The organism is Geoglobus ahangari, from assembly GCF_001006045.1.
Classification (GTDB): Archaea; Halobacteriota; Archaeoglobi; order Archaeoglobales; family Archaeoglobaceae; genus Geoglobus; species Geoglobus ahangari.
Genome location: NZ_CP011267.1, coordinates 1 through 17379, shown reverse-complemented (window position 1 = coordinate 17379; position 17379 = coordinate 1). Strand labels below are relative to the sequence as shown.

Here is a 17379-nt window from a genome sequence, read left to right as displayed (position 1 = left end):
TTTCTGCCTTATCAGTTGTGTTTTTATTTCTGTTCAGGTTTTTAAGAAAATAAAAATAAGAATTCTTTATAGGCTCTCCAGTATTTCTCTGCGATTTCTCTTAAATGTTTAACATAGTGCTTAACAAGAATAGAATCCAATCTTCCCTGCAACAAATCTATTTCGTGGGGCATCATTGTTTTGCTTAAGACTGCAACGTGAACTTTTCTGAATAGGCTGATTTTTACTCCTTCCTTGCATAAATTCTCTACTATTCTATCTCCACATCTCCATTCTTCGATTTGCTCTGCTAATTGTTTTGGCACCATCGTAAGGTAACTTCTCTTTATCCTTCTGATAAAACCCGTCTCAATTACTTCAACTTCTTCAAAATCTTTTTTCCTCAAAGAATTCCAGTTTCTGAATAGCAAAATTAATTCTTTTCCTCTCAATCCAGTAAAGAATGCTGTTATTGTAAATAATCTTCGTTTTCCCTTTACTTTTTCAATCATTTCAAGCGCTTGTTCAATTATACTCTCATCCTCTTCGTAATCAAAATATCTTTATTGTCTCTCCTTTTTTACATGTTTCTTTAACAATTCCTTATCAAGTTCAATATCGATGCCATTCAGTCTCATAAATTTTTGATAAATTGATAAAGCAACGATAACATACTCTGCCGTTCTTCTACCCAAATTAGCAAGAATCACCGCATTTCTTTGATTTTCTAATATTTTTAATCCATATCTTTTCATTAAGTTGTATAATTTCCTTGCATGTCTTCTGAATAAATCTCATTGCAATAAACTTGAAAGTCTTCAAGGTTACCAACGACGTTGGTAACTGCAAAATTAAAATTGCTCTCTTCTTGTTCTAAAAATAAATTGGAAGCCGCCGGCGGGATTCGAACCCGCGGCCTGGTGATTACAAGTCACCCGCTCTGACCAGCTGAGCTACGGCGGCAGCAGATTTAATCCGGGTGATTATGCATTTAAGCGTTGTGGTGGTTGATCCGCGTGTGGGGAGCAAGGTTTTAATGAGCCTGTTCTGGGATTCTGGCATGAAGTTCGGCTGTGCCGTGAACTGCATTGACGGAAGAACACAGATTCCGGTTATAGAGTGGATGAGGAACAACGCCAACGTGGATTTTGTTGACATGATCACTGAACCGGGAATCGTCAGGCTTTTTGAAAGCGAGGATGCCTTTGAGAAGATTCTTGAGAAAGTAATGGTTTCCGTGAAAAATCACGGTTCGGATTTTATTGCGGTAGTGGCCCATCACGACTGCGCCGGAAATCCGGTTGGAAGGGAGGAGCAGATTGAACAGCTGAAAATGTCGGTTGAGATGCTTAAGAGGAGCATTGAGAATGCCGTGGTGGTGGGACTGTGGGTCAACGAGAATCTGGAAGTGGAGGTCGTGGTTGAGCTGAGGTGAGTGATGCAGGCAAAATGGCTCATTCGAAAAAGCTTATCACACCCACGATGGATGTGTGCCTGTGCACGGGGACTACTACGAGCGCTACCTCAAACGTGGGCTGAGACCTCTTGACTTCGCGTCCAACATAAACCCATTCAGGCCAAGAGGCCTCGAGGAGTTTCTCTCAGAGAGAGTGGAGGTGATCTACCACTACCCCCACAACGGCTATGAGTCTCTCGTGGAGACCATATCCGACTCAATGAGGTGGGACCGCGAGACTATTGTGTTCGGAAACGGATCCATAGAGCTCATCGAGTTCTTTTTCAGGGTTGCCGGCAGGGATGTCGCGATAGCCCAGCCCACGTTCACGGAATACGAGAGGTTCGCAAGACTCCATGGTGTGAGGGTTCACGATATTCCGTGGGATCTCGAGGCGATTCTTGAGTTTGTTGAAGGAAGCAGGCCGGATGCCCTCGTCATCTGCAACCCGAACAACCCTACGGGGGAGTTCATGAGGAAAAGAGAGGTTGAGGAGGTTGCAGAGGTCTGCGAAAAGCGTGGCGTGAAGCTGATGATTGACCAGACGTTCATAGACTTCGTGAAGCCCCATGACGTCGAGGCGTTTCAGGTGAGGTCGCTAACGAAGATCCTCGGCATCCCCGGGCTGAGGTTCGGCTACGGCATGTTTCCGAAGGAGTATGCAAGACTGTTTCACGAAACGAGGCTGCCCTGGAACGTGAACACCCTCGCAAAGGTCGTGGCTGAGAGGTACCTCCCGCTTCTCAGGCCATTTTCAAGGCACGTCAGAAGGAAAATCGGGAAGGAGAGGGAGCACATGAAAAAATTTCTGAGGAGGCTCGGGTTTGAGTGCGGGGGTAAGGCGAACTTTCTGCTTTGCAGGGGGAATCTGGATTCCGGTAGAATTTTCGAGTTTCTTGAGGGGAGGGGTATGCTGATCAGGCGATGCAACGACTTCAAAGGGCTCACGTCAAAACACTTCAGGGTTGCGGTCAAAAAGAGGGAGGAGAACAGGGTTCTTCTCAGGGGCTTAGAGGTACTTGTTCAGGAATATTCCTAACTTCTCCCTCGCCTCATTTGTAATCCTGTCCGGGCTTGTTGTTATGGCGAACCTCAGAGCGTCCCTGCACTCGCACTCCCTCTCCTCCGGAATTGCCGGGATAAGCTTTCTAAGGATTTTCTTCACGTTCTCCTCGTTCTTCGCGGCATTCTCGAGCACGGTCTTCACGTCCACAGGCTCGTCCTTCCACACGTCGTAGTCTGTGACTGTGGCGATTGTCAGGTAGCAGATCTCAGCTTCTCTCGCAAGCTTCGCCTCCGGCAGGGCGGTCATCCCTATGATGTCAAAGCCGAGCTGCCTGTAAACGTTCGACTCGGCCTTTGTGGAGAACTGCGGCCCCTCGATGCAGACGTAGGTACCTCTCGGGTGGAAGGAGAGGCCGAGCTCCTTGAGAACGCTGATGGCTGCGTCTCTCAACTCAGCGCAGAAGGGCTCAGCCATGCCCACGTGAACAACGACGTCGTCAAAGAACGTGTCCCTCCTGTGCTTCGTTCTGTCGAAAATCTGGTCTGGGATGACTATGTCGAGCGGCTTCACTTCTTCTTTCAGCGATCCAACTGCAGCGATGCTGATTATCCTGCTCACCCCGAGCTCCTTCAGGGCGTAGATATTGGCCCTGTAGGGGACGTGGGTTGGGGAGTAGATGTGCCCCCTCCCGTGTCTTGGGAGGAATGCAACTCTCCTTCCCTCGAATTCTCCGATCAGGATCCTGTCAGATGGTTTCCCGAAGGGCGTGTCCACCTCAACCTCTCTGACGTTCTCGAACGCATCGCTGTCGTAGACCCCCGTCCCTCCGATTATGGCGACCTCAGCGTTCATGCCTTCAGCCTCCAGAACGTCTTCTCGTCCTTCACAACCCTCTCGACTATTCCTCTCCTCTCCATCTCGTCCATTACCTCGAAGAACCTCCTCGGCTGTGCAATCTCCAGGTAAATCGGGTCAATCTGGTGGTACTCGTGCAGACCCCACTTTATGTCCCACTCACCCCAGAGCTTCTCCTTGTCCTTGGAGAGGAGGCGGGTGATCAGCTCGACCATGTCCTCGACGAAGTTCCATGGGAATATCACCCACGCCCACTCCTCCATGTACTCGCCGAAGTAGTCGGGGGTGAATCGGGACGTGTAGAGGAGCTGAAGAGTGGCGGTCTTGACCTCGCTTGCCCCGTTCTCCTCAACATGCTCCTTGGCCCGCATCAGGCTCTTGCCCGTGTCGGCTATATCGTCGACTATCAGCACCTTCTTGCCCCTTACACTGTCCTCGGGCAGAGGGTACTTTATCTTCACCTCCCCGCTCTGCTTTGCCGTTCCCACGTAGTGCTCTATCTTGAGGCTGGTGAGGTCGTCAAGTCCAAGCAGGTCGCACAGAACCCTGCCGGCAAACCAGCCACCCCTCGCGAGCGCGACAATAATCTCGGGCTCAAAACCGTCCTCCTTTATCTGCTCTGCCACCCTCCTGCAGAGCCCGTCCATGTACTCCCAGTTTGTCACAACGCACTTGAACTTGTCAGGAAAAGCTTCCACCTTATCACCCTCCCAATCTAATGCATCTGAAATATAATGTTTTTTGTCGAACAGGGAAGGCTTAAATACTGGTTTTGAAAAAGATGTTTGACATGAAGAATCTTTTACTCGCAGCAGCACTTGTTGTGCTGGTTGTTACGATATCCGGCTGTCAGCAACCCGTTGAGAAACCCGCCGAGGAGGTGAAGGCGACCCCAACCCCCGCTGAAACCCCGAGGCCGGAAAGGGTCGAGCTCTTCTCCACGTCATCCACATGCTTCTGCCACGACGGGCTGAGAGATTCTGGAGGGAATGATGTCTCGATAGTGAGCGAGTGGAAGATGAGCATGATGTCCCACGCCTCCAAGGATCCGTACTGGAGGGCGAAGGTAAGCTACGAGATTGAAAAGTTCCCCGAGCTCAGAGACGTGATTGAGGAGAAGTGCGCGAGGTGCCACATGCCCATGGCGAGTGTTCAGGCCACATCCGACGGGATTCCGGTTAGCATAGAGGAGTTCATGAGCCCCGGCAACCCCATGTCCCCTCTGGCTGAGGAGGGAATTTCCTGCACCCTCTGCCACCAGATCCTGCCCGGAAATCTCGGGGAGAAGGACAGCTTCAGCGGCAACTTCATCATCGACATGGAGACGAAAAAACCCGACAGGAAGATCTTCGGCCCCTACACCCCGGTTAGAGGGCAGGCTATGAGGAACAGCGCCGGCTTCACTCCCGTCTTTGGAGAGCACGTTGGCAAAGCCGAGCTGTGCGCGGTGTGCCACACCCTCTACACCCCCTTCCTCGATGACGATGGCAAGGTGGTAGGGGAATTTCCGGAGCAGACTCCTTACCTCGAGTGGCTGAACAGCAAATTCAGCCCCAGCACTCCATGCCAGAAATGCCACATGCCTCAGGCAGATGGGGTGAGAATTTCGACGATGCCTCCAAACCTCCCTGAGAGGAGCCCGTTCTTCAGGCACACGTTTGCCGGTGCGAATGTGCAGATGCTCGGGATGATTGGTGCCGACGAGGGTGCAAGGAATGCCGAAGAGCTGCTGAAGTCGTTCATAGGGCTGAGAATCGTTTCGGCGGAGGAGAAGGACGGAAAGGTTAGAGTGGTGGTGGAAGTCGAGAACAAGGCTGGTCACAAGTTCCCCACGGGCTTTCCGTCGAGGAGGGCGTGGATACACCTGATGGTTTACGACGGAGATGGGAACATAGTCTTCGAGTCGGGCAGGCTGGAGGGCAGCAGGATAGTGGGGGAGAGCAGGCCCTACGAGCCGCACCACGACGTCATAGCGAGCGAAGATGACGTGCAGATCTACGAGGCGGTGATGGTGGACGTGAACGGAAACGTCACCCAGACCCTGCTGAGGGCCGCAGACTACGTCAAGGACAACAGGATACCTCCTGAGGGGTTTGATGCCGAGAATGCCGTGGACGACATAGCGGTTAAGGGAAAAGCGAGCGAGGACGGGAACTTTGGAAACGGGAGAGATGCTGTGACATACATTATTGACGTCTCCAGTGCCAGAGGCCCATTCGAGGTGAGGGCAGAGCTCATGTACCAGTCCATCTCGAGCCCGTTCCTTGAGGACCTCGAAAAGGCGTCTTCGGAGGAGGTCAGGGGGTTCCTTAAGGACTTCTCCGAAGTGGAGCAGGCGATCGTGATTTCGAGCGCTTCTGCGACAGTCTCCTGAACGGGAAATTAAATATACTCCTCCTTTTTTAACACAACTCTGTGAAACAGAAGGTCGCAGACTACATGACGAGGAACGTGATCACGCTCAAGCCTGACGATACCGTTGAGGACGCAATAAGAATCATCGAGAAAACCGGGCACGACGGTTTTCCTGTCGTGGATAAGGACGGCAGGCTTGTTGGATACGTTTCCTCCATGGATCTGCTGAGGAAAGACCTCAACGCCAAGATCAGCGACGTGATGACCAGATCCCTCTACGTCGCGAGGGAGTACATGGATTTGAGAGATGCGGCGAGGGTCATGTTCAGAACCGGGCATTCAAAGCTGCCCGTTGTTGACGACAAGGGCAGGATAAAGGGGATAATCACAAACACGGACATAATCAGGAGTCAGATTGAGAGGGCCGATCCGAGCAAGGTTTCGAAGCTCAAGGAGACGATTGAGAAGGTTCACGGGACGAAGGTGAGGGTTTACAACGGGGAGGTTGAGGTTGACAGGCTGATCCCGACCCAGACCAAGATATACGCGGACGAGCTCAGGGGCAGGATATACGAGCTCAGGAGGGGGCTTGCGGAGCCGGTTGTTGTGATAAAGAAGGGCGGAAAGATGTTCCTTGTTGATGGACACCACAGGGCAGTGGCTGCCAAGAAGATAGGCATGGACAGACTCGACGCCTACATTCTCGAGGTTCCGGAAAACGTCGAGCTCGGAATGGAGAAGCTCGTCAGAAAGAAAAAGATTAAATCCATCCGGGACATCGAGGTGATCGAGGACGTCCCACACCCCCTTGTCGAGATAACGTTCAAGAACTCGAAGTGATCGCCATGCTGGAGGAGCTTTACGAGATCATAGAGGACAGAAAGAGAAACCCGGTGGAGGACTCGTACACCGCAAAGCTCCTCTACGGTGAGAAGGGGATAAACGGAATACTGGAGAAACTTGGAGAGGAGATGACCGAGGTCATTCTGGCGGTCAAGGACGGGAAGAGGGAGGAGGTCGTTTACGAGGTTGCTGATCTGCTTTACCACCTCCTCGTCCTGCTTTCAAAACTTGAAATAAGGCTGGAGGAAGTTTACGATGAGCTTGCAAGAAGGAGGAAGTAGCTACGTAATCTGGACGGTGAACATAGACAGGAAGAAGAGCAGGAGCGAGGGCAGGAGGATTCCAAGGAGACTCGCCGTTCCCAACGTCAAGCTGGATGAGCTCGCGAAGGCGTGCGAGGCACTTGGCCTGAGCTACGAGATCGAGCAGAAGAAGTATCCGAGGTGCTGGTGGGAGGAGGGAGGTAGGGTCAGGGTTGAAAAGAAGATGAAGAAGAGCGAGCTCATGGTAAAACTCGCTGAGAAGATCAGGGAAATGCGAGGATGAGGCTACTGTTTTATCTGAGCGGAGAATTCGAGGAGCTCGCCAGAATAGAGGCCGAGACGTTCCTGAGCGTCTTTGGTGGTGCAGCCAAGGACTCGGACATCCAGATTCTGGTCGGGGAATGCTCTGAAGAGGTGTCCGGCTACTTCCACAGGTTCGGACTGATACACGAGGTGAGCGAGCACCTCTTCTCGTGCACGAGTCTTGAGGAGCTGAAGGAGCGATTTGAGAGCATCGAGATTCCTGACGGAAAGGTCTGCGTGAGGGTCAGGAACATCGGTAAAAGAAAGGTGGACTCGCTAAGGCTTGAAAGGGAGCTTGGGGCGATTCTCTGGAGAAAGGGGGCGAGGATAAGCGTTTCAGAGCCCGATCACATCATAAAGGTTTACTTCTCCGGCAGAATTCATGCCGGAGCTCTTCTGCACGAGACCGACAGAAAGCAGTTCCTGCTGAGGAGGCCTGACCTGAAGCCGTTCTTCAGGCCCGGAGCCATTCTGCCGAGGATTGCGAGGAGCCTCGTTAACATCGCCGGAATTAGGGAAGGCATAGTCCTCGATCCCATGTGCGGTACGGGCACGATTCTGGTTGAGGCAGGCCTTATGGGCTTGGAATTCATAGGAATCGAGGCCTACAGGGTTATTGCTGAGGGTTGCAGTATTAACTTGCAGTACTATGGGCTTCCGAAGAATGTGGTGATCGGTGACGTGAAGAACATGGGGCTCAGGGACGGGAGCGTTGACGGCATAGTCACTGACTTCCCCTACCTGCAGTCCACAAAGAGCCTCGGTGAGATCCACGAACTTTACAGCAGTGCTCTTAAAGAGTTCGAGAGGGTGCTGAGGGAAAACAGCAGGGCGGTTTTTCTGACAAATCTGGATGTAGACGATCTTGTTAAGGAGCATTTTGAGATCGAGTACAAGCTTTATCAGAGGCTGCACAAGAGTTTGACGAGGAGGATATATGTATGTAAGAAATAATCTCAAATCCCATATTTCTTTTCTCTCCTCCTAAATGCCTCTTCACCACCCTCTAAAAGTGTTGTGATATCTTTTCTAATTGTTGGGTTTTCTATAGCTCCCCACCTGTATGATATTTTATTATTTTCGAATTCTGCGACTATTACTTGCTCGGCATCTGTGTTTACAACCAAGTTTGCGTTATGTGTAGCTATTATAATTTGCCTACTCTTCTTTGCTTTTCTAAATGCGTCAACAAGAGCTTCGTAAACAAACTTGTTATCTAGGTTCTCTTCTGGCTGGTCGATTATTAGGGGGTGGTCTCCTTCAGCCAAGAATATCTTCAACAAAACCGTCCCTTTCTGACCTATGGAAAGTCTATCCATGTGTATCCCGTTAAAGAAGATTTCAGTACTAAGAGAAAAGTAATTTCCAAATATCCAATTGTATAAATCCAGACTGTTTCTTGTTTTCTTTAAAAATTGCTTAAATTCAAGAGCTTCAGCAAGATACTCGTCGATTTTCGACTGTAACTCAGTATCCTTGCTATTTATAACTTGGCTTAACTTTGTTGATAAATCCCGTATTTGGTCAGAGGTAACTTTTCTGAGATCAAAAATATCTTCTCCATTTTCTTCGAATTTACTTTGATCAAAGAGTATGTTCGACTTAAAGTCAATATCACTCAAAATTTCATCTTTACCACTTGAGAACACTTCTATAACTTTCTCGTAAACATTTTTTAATTCAATATAAATTTTAATAAATTCTTTGTATTTCTCTTTTCTTTCGTTCTCTAATTGCTTTATTTTCTCTCTTTTCTTATTGATCTCTTTTAATTTGTTATTTAATGTCTCAATTTCATTATTTATCGCTTCCATTTCCTTAAGTAGCTCAGCATGGTCTTTTTCGATTCCAGACAGTTCATCAAGCTCCTCTCTTTTCCCTTCTATTTGGTTTGTGATCTCTGTGATTTTAGATTCTACAAGGCTTATTGCCCTAGTTATAGCTTCTAACTGTGGATCAAGAGTTATGGGAGTATATTTACTGGGATGTCAAGTTTTGTGAGGTCAGAATTTATCTCGTTGATTCTAGAGTTTATCTCTAGAAGTTCATTTATTTTATTTTGAAGACTTGTCAAGGTATTTTTCATTATCTCTAGTTGTGAATGTTTCGATCTTAAGCTATCCTCCTCTTTCTTAAGTTCTTCAACTTTTTCTTTGGAATCTCCAATCTTTTTTAATAGTTCTTGTAGCTTGGCTTCTTTATCCTTTAGCTCTCCCTCTTTGAGACTCTTTTTACCTTCGAGTTCACTTATTATCTCAGACCTAGTCTCTTCTTCTAAGTTGTGTATCTCAGAGTTGACGTCTCTAATCTCTTTTTCGATTGTTTTTATACCTTCTGAGAGTTTTTCAAATTCTTCTTTGTATCCAGACTCTTCTACATCCTTATTGCTGAAAATTATTTCTTTTATTTTTTCATGTAGTTTTATTCTGTCACCACTATACTCTTCAATTTTTCCCTGAGGCAAGTATGTTATTTTTGAATGAGGGAAGAATACTTCTTCTGTGAGTTGTTTAGAGAAGTTTTCTACATCCTCCCCAATAAAAGATATTTCAACTGTCAAATCTGGTTTTTGGTCTTCTATTCTTTGAACAAAAGAATTTTTATCCTCTCTTTTATCGTCATTTCTTTTACATCTGTCCTCAAAGCAATTAGCTATCAAATCAAGCAAAGCTGTTTTTCCACTCCCCTTACCGCCAATAACTGCAACTAAATTGGGATTTAGTGGAATTTGCTGCTCTTCAATTTCCAGTTCATCGCTTATTTTAGAATTTGAAATTTTTATAGATGATAAAGTGTAGATACTTTTTCGGGGTTCTGGGTTGTCCTCGTGAATTCTTACTCTCTCTTCTGGCTCGTAGATTATTTGTTTTAAACCTTCAAAGGTTGGATCAGCTTTTATCCATGTGAATAAATTGTTAGTTGGTTTACATAGTCTGTCAAAAGAATGTGCATCAGACCCTCTTATGCAAGGTTTACACCCTCCAAAACGATCTATTAGTTCATCTATACTTATTTTTTCTGATTTGCCTAGCCAGAATTTAATAGTGCTCTCATTAGAAGACCCTATAACATGACACTTGCGATAAAATTCAGTTCTCAGATGTCCAGCTTGGTCGTATGGTATTTCACTCAGGCCACCGTGAGTGTCTTCCCCGATCATAATTAAATATTTTCCACCTAGACCAGGGGTGTTTTCTAGCTCATTTAACAGTTGTGCAAAATCGACGACAGCTTGCCTAAATCCTATTTTTAGTGCCTCCTCTTCTGGAAGGTTTTCGTTATTTGCATAAACTCTACCGACCCTTATCAAACCTCGCTGCGAACAACCTACACCTTGAAAACTACTTGACCCAGGCTCGCTAAGTATTAGTTTAACTCTATTCAAGAAGTCCTCGATATCTTCAACATCAACAGTATCTGAAAAAATTATATGGAAATTTAGTCTATTTCCTTCGGCTGTTATTATATTCAATCTAAATTCGATGTTCGGTAGTATTAAATCAAAATTCTGCAATCGACCTCTTTGCCTGTATTCCAACACTTTTTTATAACCCTCTATGGAAAAATAGTCTGTAATTCCAATAACAGCAATGTCATTAATTTTTCCAATTCATCGATGTACTTTTCCCAAATGTTGCCATTATACTTTTTCATTTCCTCCTCGCTTGAGAATCTAAAGTTGTGCTGAAAAGAGGCAGGAGTGTGAACGTGCAAATCCCACTTTCTCCAAACTGAACCAGCAACCATCTGATGTTCTAAATACTTTTTAACATTTAAAATTTTCTGAAAGTTAAGTAATATATTCAGATTTTAAAAAACTTCTCTGCGTTCCTCCTCACAACCCTCTCGTTTCCACAGGCATCGTACAGCTTTTTCACCGCAAGCATGTCCGACTCGCTGAAGCCCGTGTCGCTGTTTGCAATCAGCCTCTCGTCCCCAAACTCCTCGATTATCTTTACAGCCTCATCGACGGTGAGCTTCCCGGGCTGCACGGTTATCCCGGCCCAGTATCTCTTTTCAAGCACGACCTTCACCGTCTCGACGGAGTTGTGGTCTATCAGGGCAAGCTCTTCCGGGAATGATACGGCATCAAGGATTTCGAGGGTCTTTTTGAGAATCGCATCTTTATTCTTTCTGGGGGTGTGGATTATCGCCGGGACGTCGAGCTTCTTTGCAAGCTGTAGCTGGGCTTTCAGAACCTCCTTTTCCTCATCGCTACCATCCTCGAGCCCAATCTCCCCAATGGCCACGTATCCGGAGTAGCTCTCGATGAACCCGAGGACTTTATCCCATCTCGGCGGGATGCACCTCGGATGAATTCCCACCGCGGAATAAATCTCCATTCCAGCTTTCTCTCCCCTCTCTGGCTCGAACTCTGTAAGCTTTCTCGCGAGGTCAATCAGGGTTTCGGGAAAGCTTGGCCTTATCGGGTAGAATGCGCAGGTTATTGCAATCTTTATCCCATTCTCGGCCATGAACTTCAGATCCTCAACACTCCTCCCCTCGGAGTGGATGTGGGTGTCTATGGCTGTCATGAACATTGATTGTCTGGCACAAATAAAAATCATGCTGTTCTGCAGTTTTGGATTATGCTGAATGCTTGGTGGTCAACTTTTCCCAATTTTTTGTTATCTTGAGTTTGGAAATGAGGATGTGTAAGTAATTGTGTTGGAAAAAGATACTATGCGAAAAGTTTTTTATTGAATAGTATATAAGAATTAAACATGGCAAAAAAGAAAAGGAGGATTAGGACTATTACGCCGCAAGGTAAAGCAATTCGCCATGCACAACGAAGTGGAAAGAAACACAGACGAGGTCAGTTCATAAGTAAATGGAGCCCGAACTGGAGGAAAAAGTAGTTCAGGGATAACATGTTTGATTTATTCGGAAATACAGGTAGAGGAGCGAGAAAACCGAAGATAAGCAAAACAGAGTGGGAGGCAATAAAAAAGCTGCACGGAAACAAGTGTGTTGTGTGTGGTAGGAGTGAGAAAAGTGTTGGGGTGCTGGAAAAAGCACATATAAAAGCTCGCTCTAGAGGTGGGACTCAAGTTATCCCAATGTGCCCGACATGTCATAGGAAGTACGATGCTGGTAAGATGACTGCGTCAGAACTAAAAAAGATTGGTATCAGTCCTAGGAATTACGGAAAGGTGAGACCAAGAAAAATAAGAAAAAAGATCCTTTTAGCGTCGAAGTTCCAGACCTGCTGGGAAGCGGTGGGAAGAAAAAGCGCAATAAAAGAAGAAAAAAAGACGAATTTGGATTCGATTTATTCTGATGCAATGTGACAAAAATTCGGTAATGCAGATAGCGTCAGGCTATTTTTACAGTACTTCAAGAATAAATTAAAATTTATTTGAGCACAGCTCCCTCATCAGCCCCGCTCACGAGCTTTGAGTATTTCGCGAGGTATCCCTTATGCCTGATCTCCCTCGGCTTCCACTTCTCTCTCCTCTCCGCAAGCTCGTCATCGCTCAGCCTGACGTTCAGCTTCCTTTCCGGGATGTTTATCTCGATTACATCCCCATCCTCTATGAGGGCGATGTTTCCGCCTGCCAATGCTTCAGGGGAGATGTGGCCTATTGCCGGGCCTCTTGTGGCTCCGCTGAATCTGCCGTCAGTTATCAGGGCAACTCTCTGCAGCCCCATTCCCGCTATTGCTGCTGTAGGCAGGAGCATCTCCGGCATTCCTGCAGCCTTCGGGCCCATGTACCTTATCACGACAACCTGTCCCTCTTGAATCTCTCCTGCCAGAATCGCATCGAGAGCGAGCTTTTCAGAATCGAAGACCCTTGCCTCTCCTTCAAAGACTCTCATGTCCTCCTCAACAGCAGCGGCCTTCACAACCGCCCCTTTTTCGGCTATGTTGCCCTTCAGAATCGCTATTCCTCCCTCACTGCTGTACGGGTTCTCGGGCTCTTTTATTATGTCCACCCCTCTCCTAACAGCAAGCTCGGCGATCTCGTGGATCCTCAGCCCGCTTACCGTCAGCTCGTTGTGGAAGTACTGCTTGGCCTTTCTGAAGATCATTGGCACGCCTCCGCTCTCGTCCAGATCGACAACAACATCCTTGCTCGCCGGGTCAAGCTTGACCAGGTGAGGGGTTTTCCTGCTTATCTCATCGAACACGTCGAGGCTGAGCTCTATCCCGGCCTCTCTTGCAATGGCGGGCAGATGCAGCACAGTGTTTGTCGAACCGCCAATCATCATGTCCATGGTCACGGCGTTCTCGAAGCTTTTCTCTGTAACAATGTCCAGTGGCTTTATGTTCTGCCTGACCAGCTCAACAACCCTTTTACCTGCCTCTTTGGCTATTCTTAGCTTTCTCGATGAGCCGCATGGTGATGTGGAGGTGTATGGCAGGCTCAGGCCAAGCGTTTCTGTGAGGATCTGCATCGTGTTGGCAGTGTAAAGCCCCTGACAGCTCCCGCAGGAGGGTGCACAGAAGTTCTCGTAAAGCTTCAGCCCCTCGTCGTCAAGCTGTCCGGCTTTATAGAGTCCTGCGGCCTCAAAAGCGTCCTTTATCGTAACCTTCTCCCCGAAAACCCTCTCGGCAATCATCGGGCCTCCCGTGACGGCTATGGCTGGAATGTTGAGCCTGATCATGGCCATGAGCATTCCCGGAACGATCTTGTCGCAGCTGCCCACAACAACAAGACCGTCAAACTGGTGAGCCTCGACCATGACCTCTATGGAATCTGCAATAACCTCCCTTGAAGGTAGGGCATAGCTCATCCCCACATGTCCCATGGCTATGCCATCGCAGACTCCAATAATCCCGAACTCGAACGGAACTCCGCCTGCGGCAATTATGCCTTGCTTCACGTACTCGGTTATCCTGTTCAGGGCCATGTGTCCGGGAACGACTGTGTTATATGCGTTTGCTATCCCGATGAAGGGCTTGTCAAAATCGTCATCAGTCAGGCCTAAAGCCCTTAAAAGGGCCCTGTGAGCTACCCTATCAACACCCTTCTTGACTATGTCGCTTCGCATGACATGAGGTGGCAAAGGGCATATTTTAATGTTTTCAGAGACTGTCAGACCTTTCTGAACTCTCTCACGAACTTTCTGTAATATTCCCACTGCTCCCTTGTGAGCACGTGAAACTCGAAGGGGGAATCAAAGAACTCCTTAGTGAGCTTTCCAAACTTCTCCAGCTTCTTTTCCCTGTCTGAGAATCTGTCAGAAACGATTGCAACGTCGATGTCAGATAAGCCAATCGAGTAGTCTCCTCTGACCACAGAACCGAAGATGTAGATTTCAGACTCCGGAGCATCACTCTGAACAACTTCCTTCACGTTTTTTAGATACTCCTCAAGATTCTCAAAATACCTCCTTCTCCTCTCGTATACCTTTTTCAGGAACCCCATAGCAGACTCCTCAGCTTAGCATAGACATCGAATGCCTCCTCAACTTCCTCTTTCCTGAACTCTTCAGGCAGGTACCTCGATGCTATGTATGCAAACTCGAGATTTCTGAGAGTCGTCCAGCTCTCCCTCACAAACGATTTAAGCTCATCCTTCCTGAATATCTCCGACAGATCTTCATGGGCACTATCATGAAGCTCTCTGCACTTCTCAGCAGGATTTCTATGTCTCTCTTCATTGCGAATCGAGAATTGCCTCTATTTGATAAAAACATTTCTCAAGGTTTTATTTTGCCATGTGACTTTATCAAGCTAACCTTAGCCCTCACAAAAATAAGAAATCTAAAGTGTTTCAATTATCCTACTTTGGCGATAATTTTTATCTTTATTGGCTAATCAGCCTTTTTCCTGACCACTATCCTCCACTCCTGCTCTCCAGCCTCTTCCACGCTTATTACCTCATGTCCCTCAGCCTCGAGGCTCCTTGGCAGGTCTCTGACCGCAGGCTCGTGGTCAGTTATTATCTCAAAGACCTCTCCGGGCTCCATGTCCTCCATTGCGACCTTCGTCCTGACGAAGGTAAACGGACAGACCTCTCCCCTGAGATCAACCCGCCTCATAGGCGACAGCTCTCCACGTACTTTTCTGGGATGATATCGCTAACCTTCCCGCTGCAGACCGGGCAGTCGGGGTTTTTCCTGAGCTTGAGTTCGGTGAAGTCCATGGTCAGCAGGTCAACGTGGAGCATTCTGTCGGTGAGCACCTCTCCCGCACCAACTATCAGCTTTATTGCCTCCATAGCCTGCAGAGTTCCGAGCACACCCACCGTGGCTCCGACCACACCAGCCTCCTGACACGTGGGGACGCTTCCCGGCGGTGGGGCGTGGCTGAAGACGCACCTGTAGCACGCGCTCTCTTTCGGAACTATCGTCATGATCTCCCCCTCAAACCTCAGCACCGCTGCATGGACGAGAGGGACACCTTCGATGACACACGCGTCGTTCAGCAGGAACCTTGCGGTGAAGTTGTCGGTGCAGTCGAGTACGACGTCATAGCCCCTCACGATCTCTCTCGCGTTCTCTGGAGAGATGTGGAACGGGTAGACCTCCACCTCAACGTCGGGGTTCAGCCTCTCCACAAACTCCCTTGCAGATTCGGCCTTGTTCTTCCCGAGGTTTCCTGCGTGTATGGTCTGCCTCTGCAGGTTGGAGATGTCCACCACATCGCCGTCAGATATCCCAATCCTCCCGACTCCAGCACCGGCAAGGTACTGTATAGCCGGACTTCCAAGACCTCCGGCACCAACGACAAGCACGCTCGACTCAAGCAGCTTTCTCTGCCCGCTGACCCCAATCTCTGGCATTATTATCTGTCTCGCGTATCGCTTAATCTGCTCGTCGTTCATCTTCAACCTCCTGAGATCGCGGGGATGAACGCCACCTCGTCCCCATCCTTCAGCTCCGTCTCAACTCCGTTCAGGTGCCTTATATCCTCTCCGTTGACGAATATGTTGATGAAGGGTGTGAGTTCACCATCCCTTATAAGCTTCTCCCTGAGACCCGGGAACTCCTCGAACAGTCTGTCGAGCAGCTCCCTGACACTGCCAGCCTCAACCTCCACCCTCCTCTTCCCACCGGTGACGGCGGCAAACACCGTCGGGAACTTTACCCTTATCAAGCGACCACCTCCTCAAACTCCTCGAGCCTTGGCCTTATTTTGATTGTGTCGTTCAGATTGCTTACTACGGCTTCAGCAGTCTTGAGACCATTTCCTGTGAGGTACGCGACCACAACGTCGCTTCTGTCAATTCTGCCCTCCTCCACGAGCCTCCTGAGCCCCGCTATTGTCACTCCGCCAGCGAGCTCGGTGAATATGCCCTCTGTCTTCGCAAGGAGCTTCAGTGCCTCAACTGTCTCATCATCTTTCGGATCTTCGGCAAACCCGTCTGTCTTCTCGATGATTTCCTTGGCGAATATTCCGTCAGCTGGATTTCCGATGGCGAGGCTGTGGACTATAGTGTCCATCCTTCTGACCGGCTCGACGGAAGTGCCGTACTTCACCGCCTTGGAGATTGGCAGGCCGTACGGTTGAGAGCCGTTGAAGACGACCTCTTTATCCTCCACGAGCCCCGTCCTCTCCAGATCCCTGAATCCCCTGTATATCGCGCAGAGGAGCGCACCGGAAGCCATGGGAACCACCACCTGATCGGGCAGAGTCCATCCAAGCCTCTCTGCAGCCTCATAGGCGAGGGTCTTGCTCCCCTCGGCGTAGTATGGCCTGAGGTTTATGTTCACGAATCCCCAGTCGGGATGCTCCTCCGCAACCTCTGTCGCGATCCTGTTTGCGTCGTCGTATGTTCCATCCACCTCAATCACGTTGGCTCCGTGGACAAGAGCCTGAGTGATCTTGTTCTTCTCAATCCCCTTGGGGACGAAGATGTAGGCCGGGAGTTTTGCCTTGGCTGCGTGTGCAGCGAGGCTTCCTGCCAGATTTCCTGTAGAAGCGCATCCAACGGCCTTCATCCTGAACTCCTTCGCCTTTGTAACTGCAACGCTCACGACCCTGTCCTTGAACGAGTACGTCGGATTCACGGAATCGTCGATCAGGAACAGGTTCTTGAGCCCCAAAACCTCTCCGAGGTTGTCTGCCTTTATGAATCTCGTGTAGCCTGCCCCAAGATCCACCGGCTCGCATGCGTCTATGGGCAGAAAGTCCCTGTACCTCCACAGGGACTTTGGCCCCTTCTCTATCTTGTCCCTGCTTACGTGCTCCTTTATCCACTCCCAGTCGTACTGAACCTCAAGTGGACCGAAACAGTTATCGCACGTGTATATGGGCTCGGGCGGAAACTCCTTACCACATATCCTGCACTTCAACCCTGCAACCTTCATGTAACGTCGTTAAACCGATTAGTATAAATAATTTTCTACCAGCTGAAGATTACGACTGG

General features: G+C 48.7%; 22 protein-coding genes and 1 tRNA gene. 8 read left to right on the top strand and 15 right to left on the bottom strand.

Going from position 1 to position 17379, the window contains the following annotated elements; all coding sequences use genetic code 11:
- Positions 1–41 precede the first annotated feature (41 nt).
- Positions 42–509 carry an integrase gene (locus GAH_RS00120; protein WP_281173946.1) on the bottom strand — a complete coding sequence of 156 codons (468 nt, stop codon included), beginning with the start codon at positions 507–509 and terminating at the stop codon, positions 42–44.
- Positions 510–868: 359 nt separating this feature from the next.
- A tRNA-Thr gene (locus tag GAH_RS00110) sits at positions 869–942 on the bottom strand.
- A gap of 97 nt (positions 943–1039) precedes the next feature.
- On the opposite strand from GAH_RS00110, the gene GAH_RS00105 reads away from it, so the two are divergent.
- Both GAH_RS00105 and GAH_RS00100 read left to right on the top strand, forming a co-directional pair.
- Positions 1040–1414: a carbonic anhydrase gene (locus GAH_RS00105; protein ID WP_048094119.1), complete on the top strand. Its 375-nt coding sequence runs from the start codon at positions 1040–1042 to the stop codon at positions 1412–1414.
- A gap of 61 nt (positions 1415–1475) precedes the next feature.
- Complete coding sequence (locus tag GAH_RS00100) at positions 1476–2474, top strand: pyridoxal phosphate-dependent aminotransferase (protein WP_048094115.1); 999 nt, start codon at positions 1476–1478, stop codon at positions 2472–2474.
- On the opposite strand, the gene mtnP is transcribed toward GAH_RS00100, so the two are convergent.
- The gene (mtnP, locus tag GAH_RS00095) at positions 2445–3293 is read right to left on the bottom strand and encodes an S-methyl-5'-thioadenosine phosphorylase (RefSeq protein WP_048094113.1); all 849 of its coding nucleotides are present in this window, start codon (positions 3291–3293) and stop codon (positions 2445–2447) included. The two genes, GAH_RS00100 and mtnP, sit on opposite strands and share 30 nt — an antisense overlap.
- On the bottom strand, positions 3290–3994 hold the full coding sequence (locus GAH_RS00090) for a phosphoribosyltransferase (protein WP_048094111.1): 705 nt from the start codon (positions 3992–3994) through the stop codon (positions 3290–3292). The genes mtnP and GAH_RS00090 overlap by 4 nt, the downstream gene beginning before the upstream one ends.
- Positions 3995–4086: 92 nt before the next feature.
- On the opposite strand from GAH_RS00090, the gene GAH_RS00085 reads away from it, so the two are divergent.
- Genes GAH_RS00085 through GAH_RS00065 form a run of 5 tightly spaced genes read left to right on the top strand, consistent with a single transcriptional unit; the run spans position 4087 to position 8014 of the window.
- Positions 4087–5670: a hypothetical protein gene (locus GAH_RS00085; protein WP_169745326.1), complete on the top strand. Its 1584-nt coding sequence runs from the start codon at positions 4087–4089 to the stop codon at positions 5668–5670.
- Between the two features lie 41 nt (positions 5671–5711).
- On the top strand, positions 5712–6491 hold the full coding sequence (locus tag GAH_RS00080) for a CBS domain-containing protein (RefSeq protein ID WP_084632196.1): 780 nt from the start codon (positions 5712–5714) through the stop codon (positions 6489–6491).
- Between the two features lie 5 nt (positions 6492–6496).
- Positions 6497–6775 (top strand): phosphoribosyl-ATP diphosphatase, encoded by a 279-nt coding sequence (gene hisE, locus GAH_RS00075; protein WP_048094107.1) that lies wholly within the window; start codon positions 6497–6499, stop codon positions 6773–6775.
- Positions 6750–7040 (top strand): signal recognition particle subunit SRP19/SEC65 family protein, encoded by a 291-nt coding sequence (locus tag GAH_RS00070; RefSeq protein WP_052747696.1) that lies wholly within the window; start codon positions 6750–6752, stop codon positions 7038–7040. Before hisE ends, GAH_RS00070 begins: the two co-directional genes overlap by 26 nt.
- Positions 7037–8014, top strand: a complete 978-nt coding sequence (locus GAH_RS00065; protein ID WP_052747695.1) for a DNA methyltransferase — start codon at positions 7037–7039, stop codon at positions 8012–8014. Before GAH_RS00070 ends, GAH_RS00065 begins: the two co-directional genes overlap by 4 nt.
- Before the next feature lie 2 nt (positions 8015–8016).
- On the opposite strand, the gene GAH_RS10235 is transcribed toward GAH_RS00065, so the two are convergent.
- From GAH_RS10235 to GAH_RS00045, 4 genes are all read right to left on the bottom strand, one after another.
- Positions 8017–8874, bottom strand: coding sequence for a hypothetical protein (locus tag GAH_RS10235; RefSeq protein WP_052747694.1), 858 nt, complete (start codon positions 8872–8874; stop codon positions 8017–8019).
- Positions 8875–9023: 149 nt separating this feature from the next.
- Positions 9024–10598, bottom strand: a complete 1575-nt coding sequence (locus GAH_RS00055; protein WP_048094104.1) for an AAA family ATPase — start codon at positions 10596–10598, stop codon at positions 9024–9026.
- Between the two features lie 17 nt (positions 10599–10615).
- Positions 10616–10807 carry a hypothetical protein gene (locus GAH_RS00050; protein ID WP_048094101.1) on the bottom strand — a complete coding sequence of 64 codons (192 nt, stop codon included), beginning with the start codon at positions 10805–10807 and terminating at the stop codon, positions 10616–10618.
- A gap of 56 nt (positions 10808–10863) precedes the next feature.
- Positions 10864–11595, bottom strand: coding sequence for a TatD family hydrolase (locus tag GAH_RS00045; RefSeq protein ID WP_048094099.1), 732 nt, complete (start codon positions 11593–11595; stop codon positions 10864–10866).
- A gap of 336 nt (positions 11596–11931) precedes the next feature.
- Here GAH_RS00045 and GAH_RS00040 point away from each other — a divergent pair, with 336 nt between their 5' ends.
- The gene (locus tag GAH_RS00040) at positions 11932–12351 is read left to right on the top strand and encodes an HNH endonuclease (protein ID WP_048094097.1); all 420 of its coding nucleotides are present in this window, start codon (positions 11932–11934) and stop codon (positions 12349–12351) included.
- Positions 12352–12415: 64 nt separating this feature from the next.
- Here the strand turns inward: GAH_RS00040 and ilvD are convergent, their stop codons facing one another.
- From ilvD to thrC, 7 genes are all read right to left on the bottom strand, one after another.
- Positions 12416–14056, bottom strand: coding sequence for a dihydroxy-acid dehydratase (gene ilvD, locus GAH_RS00035; RefSeq protein WP_048094095.1), 1641 nt, complete (start codon positions 14054–14056; stop codon positions 12416–12418).
- A gap of 44 nt (positions 14057–14100) precedes the next feature.
- Positions 14101–14433 (bottom strand): nucleotidyltransferase domain-containing protein, encoded by a 333-nt coding sequence (locus tag GAH_RS00030; protein WP_084632194.1) that lies wholly within the window; start codon positions 14431–14433, stop codon positions 14101–14103.
- Positions 14421–14564, bottom strand: a complete 144-nt coding sequence (locus GAH_RS10595; protein WP_156967332.1) for a hypothetical protein — start codon at positions 14562–14564, stop codon at positions 14421–14423. The genes GAH_RS00030 and GAH_RS10595 overlap by 13 nt, the downstream gene beginning before the upstream one ends.
- A gap of 257 nt (positions 14565–14821) precedes the next feature.
- Entirely contained in the window at positions 14822–15049 is a 228-nt protein-coding gene (locus GAH_RS00020) for a sulfurtransferase TusA family protein (RefSeq protein ID WP_048094090.1), read from the bottom strand.
- Positions 15046–15834 carry a HesA/MoeB/ThiF family protein gene (locus GAH_RS00015; protein ID WP_052747693.1) on the bottom strand — a complete coding sequence of 263 codons (789 nt, stop codon included), beginning with the start codon at positions 15832–15834 and terminating at the stop codon, positions 15046–15048. The genes GAH_RS00020 and GAH_RS00015 overlap by 4 nt, the downstream gene beginning before the upstream one ends.
- 2 nt (positions 15835–15836) lie before the next feature.
- Positions 15837–16106 (bottom strand): ubiquitin-like small modifier protein 1, encoded by a 270-nt coding sequence (locus GAH_RS00010; protein WP_048094086.1) that lies wholly within the window; start codon positions 16104–16106, stop codon positions 15837–15839.
- Positions 16103–17320, bottom strand: a complete 1218-nt coding sequence (thrC, locus tag GAH_RS00005) for a threonine synthase (RefSeq protein WP_048094084.1) — start codon at positions 17318–17320, stop codon at positions 16103–16105. Before thrC ends, GAH_RS00010 begins: the two co-directional genes overlap by 4 nt.
- Positions 17321–17379 lie beyond the last annotated feature (59 nt).

What these genes read in the sequence shown, in the direction of transcription:
- GAH_RS00050 (WP_048094101.1), bottom strand. Translation starts at nt 10,807, where the DNA reads ATGGTTGCTGGTTCAGTTTGGAGAAAGTGGGATTTGCACGTTCACACT.
- GAH_RS00030 (WP_084632194.1), bottom strand. Translation starts at nt 14,433, where the DNA reads ATGGGGTTCCTGAAAAAGGTATACGAGAGGAGAAGGAGGTATTTTGAG.
- GAH_RS10235 (WP_052747694.1), bottom strand. Translation starts at nt 8,874, where the DNA reads ATGGAAGCGATAAATAATGAAATTGAGACATTAAATAACAAATTAAAA.
- GAH_RS00105 (WP_048094119.1), top strand. Translation starts at nt 1,040, where the DNA reads ATGAAGTTCGGCTGTGCCGTGAACTGCATTGACGGAAGAACACAGATT.
- GAH_RS00020 (WP_048094090.1), bottom strand. Translation starts at nt 15,049, where the DNA reads ATGAGGCGGGTTGATCTCAGGGGAGAGGTCTGTCCGTTTACCTTCGTC.
- ilvD (WP_048094095.1), bottom strand. Translation starts at nt 14,056, where the DNA reads ATGCGAAGCGACATAGTCAAGAAGGGTGTTGATAGGGTAGCTCACAGG.
- thrC (WP_048094084.1), bottom strand. Translation starts at nt 17,320, where the DNA reads ATGAAGGTTGCAGGGTTGAAGTGCAGGATATGTGGTAAGGAGTTTCCG.
- mtnP (WP_048094113.1), bottom strand. Translation starts at nt 3,293, where the DNA reads ATGAACGCTGAGGTCGCCATAATCGGAGGGACGGGGGTCTACGACAGC.
- GAH_RS00065 (WP_052747695.1), top strand. Translation starts at nt 7,037, where the DNA reads ATGAGGCTACTGTTTTATCTGAGCGGAGAATTCGAGGAGCTCGCCAGA.
- hisE (WP_048094107.1), top strand. Translation starts at nt 6,497, where the DNA reads ATGCTGGAGGAGCTTTACGAGATCATAGAGGACAGAAAGAGAAACCCG.
- GAH_RS00015 (WP_052747693.1), bottom strand. Translation starts at nt 15,834, where the DNA reads ATGAACGACGAGCAGATTAAGCGATACGCGAGACAGATAATAATGCCA.
- GAH_RS00070 (WP_052747696.1), top strand. Translation starts at nt 6,750, where the DNA reads ATGAGCTTGCAAGAAGGAGGAAGTAGCTACGTAATCTGGACGGTGAAC.
- GAH_RS00040 (WP_048094097.1), top strand. Translation starts at nt 11,932, where the DNA reads ATGTTTGATTTATTCGGAAATACAGGTAGAGGAGCGAGAAAACCGAAG.
- GAH_RS00085 (WP_169745326.1), top strand. Translation starts at nt 4,087, where the DNA reads ATGAAGAATCTTTTACTCGCAGCAGCACTTGTTGTGCTGGTTGTTACG.
- GAH_RS00045 (WP_048094099.1), bottom strand. Translation starts at nt 11,595, where the DNA reads ATGACAGCCATAGACACCCACATCCACTCCGAGGGGAGGAGTGTTGAG.